We start from the raw sequence: 10,857 nt of genomic DNA, 5'->3' as shown, positions 1-10,857 counted from the left end.
ATCGGGTGGTGCGACCACCAGCCGCGCACGGCTTCGAGCACGGCGGCGACCACAGGCATCTCTGCAATGCCGTGCAGCCAAGCCGGCAGTTCACCTGGCGGGTGCTGGGCGCGCGCGGGCGGCATCGAGGCCTGCATCGTCTGGAGCAGGCGCGCGCGCGAAGCGGCCAGCCGCTCGGCCGCCGAGGGCAGCGCGTGCGGGCCTGAGAGCGGATCGGGCGATTCGTTCATGAGGGCGTGCTCACCTCGCGCAGCATGGCGACGTCGGCACGCATCTGCTGGCGCATTCCTTCAAAGGCCGCGGGGCCACGCGCGCTGCCGATCCACCAGCACACCCCGGCCGCCGCGAGCGGCACCAGGGGCGCGACCAGCAAAGCCCAGGGGGCGTGGATCTCGGCCGGCGGGATCACCGCCCAGAGCATGAGCGCCACGCCGCCCAGCGCCGCCGAGACGCCGACCAGGCACAGGCCGATGGACTTCAACGCCAGACGCCGCTTCCAGCTGGCCGACACTGCGCCGAGTTCTTCACCGAACAAGTCGGCGTAGGCCTCGGCGTGGTCGGCAAGCAGTTGCGGCTGGGTGGCGACGAGGCGCAGCAGCGGGTGGATCACGGCAGCCCGCGTCAGTCGCGGCGCGGGCGGCTGAGCAGGCCGATCAGGGCCATCAGCGCAGCGCCCGTGGCCGCAGCGATCAGCACCGACTTGATCGGGTCGTTCTTGATGTAGTCGGCGGTCGCATCGGTGGCGTGAACGGCCTTGTCGCGCACAGTCTGCGAGCCGGTGCGCACGGCGTCGATGCCGCGGTGGGCCAGTGCGGCTGCCTGCTCGCCGGCGCGACTGAGCATGGGCGAGACACGGTCACGGGTGTTCTGCACCGAGGTCGACAGGCCGTCCAGTGCGTCGTTGGTGACGCGTTGGGTGGCTCGGATCGCGTGCTCGGCCTTGTCGGCGGCGCTGTCTGCCAAGGTGCTGGGCTGTTCGACGGTCTTCATGGTGCATGTCCTTCTGGATGGTTGGAAGTTTTGGGTTGAGTGGGCGCAGGCGAACTCAGCCCTTTCGAATCAAGCCGGCCAGGAAGCTGGCCACCGCAAGAACGGCGAAGACGATGAACAGGATCTTCGCGATGCCGACGGCGCCCGCGGCGATGCCGCCGAAGCCGAACAAGGCGGCGATCAGCGCGATGATGAAAAACACAACGGCGTAGTGCAGCATGGGTGGCTCCTCAGGTGATGGGTTGTGTGCCGGTTGGGAGAAGTCAGTGTCTGCACGCACGCTCGCGCTGGCGATAGGCCTCATCGCCAGGGTGCTGTCGGGGGAGCGAGCGAGGCGGTGTAGGACACCGCCGACAGGAGAGCGCCCTCAGGCGGTGGCTGGAGCCGCCTCGGGCAGCGACACCTCGATCGACGTGCCTTGCCCGGGCGCCGACACCAGGGTCAGCGAGCCGCCCTCGGCCTGCACGCGGTAACGCATGCCGACCAGGCCGAAGGCCGAACGCGGCTGCACGCGGGTGTCGAAGCCCACACCGTCGTCACGCACCGAGACCTCGGCGCGGCCCTGGCGCGAGTCGAGGGCGATCCACACGTTCTTGGCGTGCGCGTACTTGGCGATGTTGGTGAACGACTCCTGCACCAGCCGGTAGACCACCAGCTCGGCGTCGGTCTCCAGCCGCACGGGCTTGAGTGCGCAATGCACCTCGATGCCCGAGCTGCGGGCGAAGTCGCGTGCCAGGATCTCCAGCGTGGGGATCAGCCCGAGGTTGCCGAGTGTCGACGGGCGCAGGTCTTCGATGATGCGGCGGCCCATGGCGATGCTGCTGTTGAGCGTGTCGACCAGGTGGCCCAGGCGTTCAAGCGCCTCGGGTGCGGTGCCCACCAGGCGCGAGCGGATGCGCGCCGCGTCGAGCTTGGCCGAGGTGAGCAGGGCGCCCAGCTCGTCGTGCAGGTTGCGGGCGAGGCGGTGGCGCTCGTCTTCGCGGGCGGTCTGCAGGTGATCGGTCAGCTCGGTGAGCTGGGCGGTGCGCTGCTCCACCTCGCGCTCGAGCCGCTCGTGCTCCGCCAGCACGAGACGCTGCTGCTCTTCGCGCTGGCTTTGCAGCGCGGAGGTCTGCCTCAGGTACATGAAGAGGGACAGCAGGCTCAGCAGGCTCAGCACCGCCACACCGCAGCGGCTGAGCCACAGGGTCTGCTCGATGTCGTCGCGGGTCTTGCCCACGTTCGAGGTCTCGCGCGCCACCAGCTCGGCGGTGAGCTGGCGCACGGCTTCCATCTTCTCCTTGCCGATGTCGCTCAGCACCAGCTGCGTGGCCGCATCCATCTTGCCTTCGTCGTACAGGCGCCTGGTTTCGGACAGCTCGGACAACTTTGCATCGACAACGGCATGCAATTTGCCAAGGATGGCTGTGGAACTGGGATCCTTGCTGTAGTACTGGTCCAGGAACTTGAACGATTCGTCGATGCTCTTGAGCGCACGCTCGTAGGGCCGCAGGTATTCCGGGCGGTTGGTGAGCAGGTAGCCTCGTTGCCCGCTCTCGGCGTCGAGGATGCTTTGTGCGAGGCTTTGCACGCTGGCCCGGGCGGCGCCGACTTCGGTCAGATTGGAAAGGCTACCGATGGAACGCCAGTAGGATGTTTCGCTGACACCCAGCATCGCCGCGACGGCCAGGCAGGCCAGGGGAAAGACGAACGGGTTTCGCTTGACGACGGAGTAGATGCTCATGTTCCTGGTTCGTCCGATAACATGGGGATCATGCATTGATGAGGCATTGAGGCACACCATGATTCGAATTGCCATTGTTGATGACCACGCCATGATTCGGGCCGGATTGCGGCAGTTCTTTGCCGATCAGCCCGACTTCTCGGTGGTGGCCGAAGCCGCCAACGGCCGCGATGCGCTCGACATCGTGCGCGGTGGCGACGTCGACGTGATCGTGCTCGACATCTCCATGCCCGACCAGAGCGGCGTCGATGCGCTGGCTGGGATCAAGGCCCGCGCACCCGACCTGCCGGTGTTGATCCTGAGCGGGTTTCCCGAGGAGCATTACGCCACCACGCTGCTGCGTCAGGGCGCGAGCGGTTACCTCAACAAGGACTGCGACCCCGAAGAGATCGTCAAGGCGATCCGCACCGTGGCACGGGGCCGCAAGTACATCACCGCCGGTGTGGCCGAGCGCCTGGCCGACGGCTTGGGGGGCGGTGGCGACAAGCCGCTTCACGAGCAGCTCTCCGAGCGCGAGCTGCAGGTCTTTCTGCGGCTGGCCAAGGGCGAGACCATCAGCCACATGGCCGACAGCATGTCGCTCAGCGTGAAGACGGTGTCGACGTACCGCACGCGGGTGATGGAGAAGATGAAGCTCGAATCGAACAGCGACTTGACGTACTACGCGCTGAAGAACGGCTTGATCCAGTAGGGGGTTCGCGGCGCAGCGGGCCGAGCGCCGGGCCGCCATCGGCCAGAGGCCGATGGCCTTCCGCAGGCACAGACAGTCCGCAGGGACTGTCTGTGTCCGGCTCCAGCCCACCAAGCCGGCCCGCATTCCCTTGGGGGATCGGCTGATGTACCCGTCAGCCGAGGGGCTGTCATCCCGCCAGGCTGCCAAAGCCGGTCTCGCCGGAGGCGAGGCGGTTGCAATACTGGATGAGCGCGTCGATCTCGTTTGACTTGTCGAACACCTTGTCGGCACCCAGCTCCAGGCACTTGCGGCGGATGTCCTGCGTGGCGTAGTTGCTCAGCACCACCACGTTGTGTCGTTGCGGCAGGCTGCTGGCGGCCTTGAGCACACCCAGGCCTGAACCCGACTTGAGAAAGATGTCGACGATGACCAGGTCGACCCCGTTGTCGGGCCGCGCCAGGTACTGCACGGCGGTGGGTTCGTCTTCGGCCGTGCCGATGACCTCGACGGGCACCAGCTCTTCGAGGGTGGCGATCAGATTTTCGCGAATGACCTGGCTGTCTTCGACGATGTAAGTCCTGAGCGGCTGCATGGACAGCGATCCTTCCTTGAAGTCACGAGCCTGCGGCTGCCATGGGGTAACCAGATCCCCCGGATGGGCACGACGTAAGACACGAAAAACTATGTGTGAGTGTGGCGATGAATCGGGCGCGGCGCCATTTGCGTAAGCCCCGATCCCGTGTCGGACAAAGACTACACCTTGGTTTCCGCTTTTTCTCACGCGCAACGAATGAAACGTAGGACTTGCACTACAGCGCGTGGCGGTGCTGTCTGCTGTGCGCGGGCCATGCCCCTTTGGATACTGCGTCACACGTTGTGAGGAGCCGCTGGCCCTCATGTGTTGAATCTGCTGTCATCACGAAGGGACATCCACCATGAAAAGCACTTCCGCTCTCAAGTACTCGCTCATCGCCGCCGCCGTGCTGGGGCTGCCGCTCGCGCAGGCCGCCAACATCAGCAAGGACGACTACAAGGCCGGCAAGGACCGCATCAGTGCGGCCTACAAGACCGACAAGCAGGCCTGCGATTCACTCTCGGGCAACGCCAAGGACGTGTGCGTCGAAGAGGCCAAGGGCAAGGAGAAGGTCGCCAAGGCCGAGCTGGAGTACAGCTACACCGGCAAGGCCAGCGACCAGAACAAGGTCGCTAAGGCCAAGGCCGAAGCCGACTACGCCGTGGCCAAGGAAAAGTGCGACGACAAGGCCGGCAACGAGAAGGACGTGTGCGTGAAGGAAGCCAAGGCTGCTGAAACCCACGCCCTGGCCGATGCAAAGGCGGGCAAGGAGATCAACTCAGCCAAGAACGATGCCGCCAAGGACAAGCGCGATGCCGACTACAAGGCGGCCGCCGAGAAGTGCGACGCGCTGGCGGGCGACGCGAAGGACAGCTGCGTTGCGGCTGCCAAGGCCAAGTACGGCAAGTCCTGAACGCGCTCGTCGCGCTCAACGAAAAGGCCCGCAGAGCGGGCCTTTTTCATGGGGCGTGCGGGGGTTCAGAAGTGGAGCCAGGCCATCGCACCAAGTGCCATGCCGACGGCGCTGACACCCAACACGCCGTACTCCAGCCAGCGCTTCTTGGTGAGCAGCGCGATGGCGGCCATCGCAATGGCGATCTGCAAGGCCGTGGTGGCTTGCGCCCAGCGGTGGTGCTGGTGCATCTGCTCGTCGCTCTTCTTGTCCCAGTCGGCGGATTCGGCGTCGAGCCGCTTGGCCTCGGCCATCACTTCGGCCTTCTCGGTCTTGTAGCGCTTGATTTCTTCGACATAGAACGGCTTCCTGGCCTCGGGCGCCAGTTCGGCGGCGAGCTCGGCCAGGTTCTGCTTGTTGCTCTTGGCCTGGTAGTAGTTCCATTGGTTCGAGGCCTCGGTCTTCTTGATGGCCGCGGTGTTCTTGTGCAGGCCGGCGTTGGCCTGCGTGGCCCCGCCCATGTAGGCGAACATGGCGCCCACCGTGGCGAGGATGGCCGTGATCACGGCCAGTTGCCCGGCCATGCCCTTGGGCTCGTGCTGTGCCGCGTGTTCGAGTTCGTGGTCGTGTGGACCGTGGACGTGAAAACCGCCTCCCGACATGGGTGATGCTCCTCAGTGTTGCCGTTGGTAGATGACGAAGGCGTAGTCGAAGTGATTCGGCTCGCCGCTGTGATGGGTGTCTCGTTGAATCTCGCGGAACTCGGCCCGGTTCCAGGCCGGGAACCGCGTTTCGCCCTGGTAGTCGCGGTCGACCTCGGTGAGAACCAGGCGGTCAGCCAGGGGCAGGGCCGCGGCATACAGCTGGCCGCCTCCGATCACGAAGATCTGCTCGGCTTCGCCCGCCAGGGCCAGGGCCTCTGGCAGTGAACCGACTGACTCCACACCCTCGGCGTGCCACTCGCGGTTGCGCGTGACCACGATGTTGCGCCGGCCAGGCAGCGGCCGGAAGCGCGGAGGCAGCGAGTCCCAGGTCTTGCGGCCCATGATGACGGGAAAGCCCATCGTGGTGCGCTTGAAGTACTGCATGTCTTCGGGGATGCGCCAGAGCAGGGCGTTGTCGTGGCCGATCACGCCGTTGCGGGCGACGGCGGCGATCAGGTTGAGCGTGGGGCGGGTCATCCCGCGATTGTCTCAGCGCGCGAGGGAGGCCCTTCGCGCGCGCTTCACTTTCACGACAGGGTGGCCGCCTGTCGCCCCTGCTGGATGTGCTGCTGCATCAGCCGCTTGACGCTTGCGGCATCGCGTGCCTTGAGGGCCGCCATGATCTCCCGGTGCTCAGCCAGGGAGGCGTCGAGCCGGCCTTGCTTGAAGAGGGACTGGTGGCGATTGAGCTTCATCACGCGGCGCAGGTCGTTGACCATCTGCAGGCGCCAGCGGTTGTCGTCGATCTGCAGCAGGCGGATGTGGAACTGCTCGTTGGCACGGAAGAAGGCCTCGCGGTCAGTGACGGTCTGCTCCAGCTGTTGGTGCAGAGCTTCGAGTTCGGCGAGCTCGGTGTCGGTGGCTTCGGTGGCGACCACGCCGGCGGCGTCGCCTTCCAGCAGGGCCAGCAGGTGGAACACCTCAGACAGGTCACGCTCCGACACCTCGGTGACGTAGGCGCCGCGACGCAGCTTCATGGTGACCAGGCCTTCGGAGGCCAGCACCTTGAGGGCTTCGCGCAGCGGCGTGCGGCTGATGCCGTATTCGGCGGCAAGCGCCTGCTCGTCGATCCAGCTGCCCGGGGCCAAGGTGTGGGCGAGGATGCTGGTGCGCAGGCGCTCAGCCACCTGCTCATACAGCGCGCTTTCTCGCAGGCGCGCAGGGGCCGGGGGCGTGGCGGTGGACTGGGCGGACATCGGATTGCGTGAGCGGGGGTGGGAGCGAGTACCTGTAGTATATAATTCAATTTTGAATTATGCTAGCCAGGCCTGACAGAACCAGCGGAGCCATTCCCGCGTGCTCGTGAGGGGTGGCGAAAGGGTGGCCTCCCCCGCGCGGAGGGGGTTTTCCCGGCCCGCCCTTGTCCAGAATCCGGGCCTCGAAGGCCATTGACACCGGTGGCGCCGTGCGCGCAACCTGTTTTTCCTTGAAGAGATTGACCATGTCACAAGACGCCAAGCTCACTCCCGAAGCGCTCGCCGCCTGGCAAAAGGCCGCCGCCAAGTCCGCGCCCGGCGGTCAGGTCGACGCGTTGAACTGGGTCACGCCCGAGGGCATCACGGTCAAGCCGCTGTACACCGCGGCCGATGTGCAAGGCCTGCAGCATGCCGACACCTTGCCCGGCTTTGCGCCCTTCGTGCGCGGCCCGCAGGCCACCATGTATGCGGTGCGGCCATGGACCATTCGCCAGTACGCCGGCTTCTCCACCGCTGAAGAATCCAATGCCTTCTACCGCCGCGCGCTCGCCGCGGGTGCGCAGGGCGTGAGCGTGGCCTTCGACCTGGCCACCCACCGCGGCTACGACAGCGACCACCCGCGCGTCACCGGCGACGTGGGCAAGGCGGGCGTGGCCATCGACTCGGTCGAGGACATGAAGATCCTCTTCGACGGCATTCCGCTCGATACCGTCAGCGTCTCCATGACCATGAACGGCGCCGTGCTGCCTGTGCTCGCCGGCTACGTGGTGGCCGCGGAAGAACAAGGTGTGCCGCAGGACAAGCTCTCCGGGACCATCCAGAACGACATCCTCAAGGAGTTCATGGTCCGCAACACCTACATCTACCCGCCCGAGCCGAGCATGCGGGCGGTGGGCGACATCATCGAGTACACGGCGAAGAACATGCCGAAGTTCAACTCGATCTCGATCTCGGGCTACCACATGCAGGAAGCCGGCGCCAACCAGGCGCTGGAACTCGCCTTCACGCTGGCCGATGGCCGCGAGTACGTGAAGACGGCGCTGGCCAAGGGCCTGGACGTGGACGAGTTCGCCGGCCGGCTCAGCTTCTTCTGGGCCATCGGCATGAACTTCTACCTTGAAGTGGCCAAGATGCGCGCGGCGCGGCTGCTGTGGTGGAAGATCATGAAGGAGTTCAACCCCAAGAAGGACAAGAGCCTGATGCTGCGCACGCATTGCCAGAAATCGGGCTGGAGCCTCACCGAGCAGGACCCGTACAACAACGTGGTGCGCACCACCATCGAGGCGATGGCCGCGGTGTTCGGTGGCACGCAATCACTGCACACCAACTCCTTCGACGAAGCGATCGCGCTGCCCACCGACTTCTCGGCCCGCATCGCGCGCAACACGCAACTCATCATCCAGGAAGAGACCCACATCACCAACGTGGTCGACCCCTGGGCGGGCAGCTACATGATGGAGAAGCTCACGCAGGACATGGCCGACAAGGCCTGGTCCATCATCGAAGAGGTCGAGAAGCAGGGCGGCATGACCAAGGCCGTGCAGAGCGGCTGGGCCAAGCTCAAGATCGAGGCCAGCGCCGCCGAGAAGCAGGCACGCATCGACTCGGGGCAGGACGTGATCGTCGGCGTCAACAAGTACAAGCTGGCGAAGGAAGACCTCATCGAGGCGCGCGACATCGACAACCACGCGGTGCGCGACGCGCAGGTGGCACGTCTTGAGCAGATCCGCGCCAAGCGCGACGCCAAGGCCGTCAAGGCCGCGCTTGACGCGCTGACCGCTTGCGCCGACAGTGGCGCGGGCAACCTGCTCGACCTCTCCATCAAGGCGATCCGCGTGCGGGCCACGGTGGGCGAGGTGAGCGACGCGCTGGAAAAGGTCTGGGGGCGCCATCGCGCCGATACGCAAAAGGTGACCGGTGTGTACGCAGCAGCCTACGACAGCGCCGAAGGGTGGGAGAAGCTCCAGCAGGAGATCACGGCCTTCGCCGAGCAAGAGGGCCGCCGCCCGCGCGTGATGATCGCCAAGCTGGGCCAGGACGGCCACGACCGCGGCGCCAAGGTGGTGGCCACGGCCTTCGCCGACCTCGGCTTCGACGTGGACATGGGCCCGCTATTCCAGACCGCCGAGGAATGCGCCCGCCAGGCGATCGAGAACGACGTGCATGCGGTGGGCGTGAGCACACTGGCCGCCGGCCACAAGACGCTGGTGCCGGCCATCATCCAGGCGCTCAAGGCGCAGGGCGCCGACGACATCATCGTCTTCGTCGGCGGCGTGATCCCGCGGCAGGACTACGACTACCTCTACGAGGCCGGCGTGAAGGGCATCTACGGCCCAGGCACGCCCATCCCGGCGAGCGCGAAGGACGTGCTCGAGCAGATCAAGGCCAACCTCGCCAAGGCCTGATCCGACGTGGATGCCAACCTGGTCGATCAGGGCTTGCTGACCGGCGTGCGAGGCGGCGACCGCCGCGCGCTCGCCAAGGCCATCACCCTGCTCGAATCCACCCGCGAAGACCACCGGCTGCGCGCCGATGCGCTGCTCAATGCGCTGCTGCCGCACACTGGCAACGCCGTGCGCCTGGGCATCTCGGGCGTGCCCGGCGTGGGCAAGTCGACCTTCATCGAGGCGCTGGGGCTCGCGTTGATCGACAAGGGCCACCGCGTGGCGGTGCTCACCATCGACCCATCGTCCAGCATCTCGGGCGGCTCCATCCTCGGCGACAAGACGCGCATGGAGAAGCTCTCCGTGCACCCACAGGCCTATGTGCGGCCAAGCCCCGCCGGTGGCACCCTGGGCGGCGTGGCCGAGAAGACGCGCGAGGCCATGCTGGTCTTCGAGGCCGCAGGCTACGACACCGTGATCGTCGAGACCGTGGGCGTGGGCCAGAGCGAGGTCGCGGTGGCTGGCATGACCGACATGTTCGTGCTGATGCAGCTGCCCAACGCCGGCGACGACCTGCAGGCCATCAAGCGCGGCGTGATGGAGCTGGCGGATCTCGTGGTGATCAACAAGGCCGACATCGACCCCGATGCCGCGACCCGCGCCGAGGCGCAGATCGTGAGCGCCATGCGGATCTTCAGCTACCACCACGGAACGAGCGACCCGCATGCCATCCGTGTGCTGCAGTTGAGCGCGCTCAAGTTCCAGGGCATCACCGCCTTCTGCGACGCCGTGGAGCGTTTCGTGAAACGCCGCCGCGACAGCGGCGAGTTCGAGTCGCGCCGCAAGCAGCAGGGCATGGCCTGGATGTGGGACATCGTCCACGCCACCCTGCAATCCGAGTTCAAGCACCACCCGGCAGTGCGCGATGCGTTGCCAGGGGTGGTGCGCAACGTCAACGAGTTGCGCACCGCGCCTTCGGCTGCGGCGCGCGAACTGCTTCGACTCTTCACCCGTTCCTAGAACGAACCGAGAAAAGGGGACACCCCATGCACGACATCATCGAACAACTCGAAGCCAAGCGCGCCCTGGCGCGCCTGGGCGGCGGCGAGAAGCGCATCGCCTCGCAGCACAACAAGGGCAAGCTCACCGCGCGCGAGCGCATCGAGCTGCTGCTCGACGAAGGCACCTTCGAAGAGTGGGACATGTTCGTGGAGCACCGCTGCCACGACTTCGGCATGGCCGACAACAAGATCCCGGGCGACGGCGTGGTCACAGGCTACGGCATGATCAACGGCCGCCTGGTCTTCGTCTACAGCCAGGACTTCACCGTTTTCGGCGGCGCGCTCTCCGAAGCGCATGCCGAGAAGATCTGCAAGGTGATGGACCAGGCCATGAAGGTCGGCGCCCCGGTGATCGGCCTCAACGACTCCGGCGGCGCGCGCATCCAGGAAGGCGTGGCCTCGCTGGGCGGCTATGCCGAGGTGTTCCAGCGCAACGTGATGGCCTCGGGCGTGGTGCCACAGATCAGCATGATCATGGGCCCGAGCGCCGGCGGCGCGGTGTACTCGCCGGCCATGACGGACTTCATCTTCATGGTGAAGGACAGCAGCTACATGTTCGTCACCGGCCCCGAGGTGGTGAAGACCGTCACGCACGAGGAAGTGACGGCCGAGGAACTGGGCGGCGCGAGCACGCACACCACCAAGAGCGGCGTGGCCGAC

General features: G+C 66.0%; 14 protein-coding genes. 5 read left to right on the top strand and 9 right to left on the bottom strand.

What is annotated here, in order from left to right; all coding sequences use genetic code 11:
• The 5 genes from VFL64_RS05075 to VFL64_RS05055 form a co-directional block, all read right to left on the bottom strand.
• Nucleotides 1–230: hypothetical protein (locus VFL64_RS05075; protein WP_489539299.1), on the bottom strand; the 230-nt coding region annotated here is incomplete at its 3' end.
• Nucleotides 227–610 (bottom strand): hypothetical protein, encoded by a 384-nt coding sequence (locus VFL64_RS05070; RefSeq protein WP_489539298.1) that lies wholly within the window; start codon nucleotides 608–610, stop codon nucleotides 227–229. The genes VFL64_RS05075 and VFL64_RS05070, both read right to left, overlap by 4 nt.
• An 11-nt stretch (nucleotides 611–621) precedes the next feature.
• Nucleotides 622–990, bottom strand: coding sequence for a hypothetical protein (locus VFL64_RS05065; RefSeq protein ID WP_489539297.1), 369 nt, complete (start codon nucleotides 988–990; stop codon nucleotides 622–624).
• Between the two features lie 55 nt (nucleotides 991–1,045).
• On the bottom strand, nucleotides 1,046–1,210 hold the full coding sequence (locus tag VFL64_RS05060; protein ID WP_489539296.1) for a DUF1328 domain-containing protein: 165 nt from the start codon (nucleotides 1,208–1,210) through the stop codon (nucleotides 1,046–1,048).
• Nucleotides 1,211–1,357: 147 nt separating this feature from the next.
• Nucleotides 1,358–2,713, bottom strand: a complete 1,356-nt coding sequence (locus VFL64_RS05055) for a CHASE3 domain-containing protein (protein WP_489539295.1) — start codon at nucleotides 2,711–2,713, stop codon at nucleotides 1,358–1,360.
• 58 nt (nucleotides 2,714–2,771) lie between these two features.
• Here VFL64_RS05055 and VFL64_RS05050 point away from each other — a divergent pair, with 58 nt between their 5' ends.
• The gene (locus VFL64_RS05050; RefSeq protein ID WP_489539294.1) at nucleotides 2,772–3,404 is read left to right on the top strand and encodes a response regulator; all 633 of its coding nucleotides are present in this window, start codon (nucleotides 2,772–2,774) and stop codon (nucleotides 3,402–3,404) included.
• 169 nt (nucleotides 3,405–3,573) lie between these two features.
• Here VFL64_RS05050 and VFL64_RS05045 read toward each other — a convergent pair whose 3' ends face one another.
• The gene (locus VFL64_RS05045) at nucleotides 3,574–3,978 is read right to left on the bottom strand and encodes a response regulator transcription factor (protein WP_489539293.1); all 405 of its coding nucleotides are present in this window, start codon (nucleotides 3,976–3,978) and stop codon (nucleotides 3,574–3,576) included.
• A 343-nt stretch (nucleotides 3,979–4,321) separates the two neighbouring features.
• On the opposite strand from VFL64_RS05045, the gene VFL64_RS05040 reads away from it, so the two are divergent.
• A complete protein-coding gene (locus tag VFL64_RS05040; RefSeq protein ID WP_489539292.1) occupies nucleotides 4,322–4,873 on the top strand; it encodes a hypothetical protein in 552 nt (183 codons plus the stop codon).
• 65 nt (nucleotides 4,874–4,938) lie between these two features.
• On the opposite strand, the gene VFL64_RS05035 is transcribed toward VFL64_RS05040, so the two are convergent.
• The 3 genes from VFL64_RS05035 to VFL64_RS05025 are packed head-to-tail and all read right to left on the bottom strand — an operon-like array spanning nucleotide 4,939 to nucleotide 6,752.
• Nucleotides 4,939–5,514: a DUF4337 domain-containing protein gene (locus VFL64_RS05035; protein ID WP_489539291.1), complete on the bottom strand. Its 576-nt coding sequence runs from the start codon at nucleotides 5,512–5,514 to the stop codon at nucleotides 4,939–4,941.
• 12 nt (nucleotides 5,515–5,526) lie between these two features.
• Nucleotides 5,527–6,033, bottom strand: coding sequence for a dihydrofolate reductase (locus VFL64_RS05030; RefSeq protein ID WP_489539290.1), 507 nt, complete (start codon nucleotides 6,031–6,033; stop codon nucleotides 5,527–5,529).
• Nucleotides 6,034–6,083: 50 nt separating this feature from the next.
• Complete coding sequence (locus VFL64_RS05025) at nucleotides 6,084–6,752, bottom strand: GntR family transcriptional regulator (protein ID WP_489539289.1); 669 nt, start codon at nucleotides 6,750–6,752, stop codon at nucleotides 6,084–6,086.
• Nucleotides 6,753–6,997: 245 nt separating this feature from the next.
• Here VFL64_RS05025 and scpA point away from each other — a divergent pair, with 245 nt between their 5' ends.
• The 3 genes from scpA to VFL64_RS05010 all read left to right on the top strand — a co-directional run.
• Nucleotides 6,998–9,157 (top strand): methylmalonyl-CoA mutase, encoded by a 2,160-nt coding sequence (scpA, locus tag VFL64_RS05020; protein WP_489539288.1) that lies wholly within the window; start codon nucleotides 6,998–7,000, stop codon nucleotides 9,155–9,157.
• 6 nt (nucleotides 9,158–9,163) lie between these two features.
• Nucleotides 9,164–10,156, top strand: coding sequence for a methylmalonyl Co-A mutase-associated GTPase MeaB (meaB, locus tag VFL64_RS05015; protein WP_489539287.1), 993 nt, complete (start codon nucleotides 9,164–9,166; stop codon nucleotides 10,154–10,156).
• Between the two features lie 26 nt (nucleotides 10,157–10,182).
• A partial coding sequence (locus tag VFL64_RS05010) for an acyl-CoA carboxylase subunit beta (RefSeq protein WP_489539286.1) occupies nucleotides 10,183–10,857 on the top strand: 675 nt, incomplete at its 3' end.

The sequence above is a fragment of the Rhizobacter sp. genome (genome assembly GCF_035702065.1).
In the GTDB taxonomy this organism is placed as follows: domain Bacteria; phylum Pseudomonadota; class Gammaproteobacteria; order Burkholderiales; family Burkholderiaceae_C; genus Rhizobacter.
Note: the sequence above shows the minus strand (reverse complement) of the source record. Positions and strands in the feature narration are given on the sequence as shown.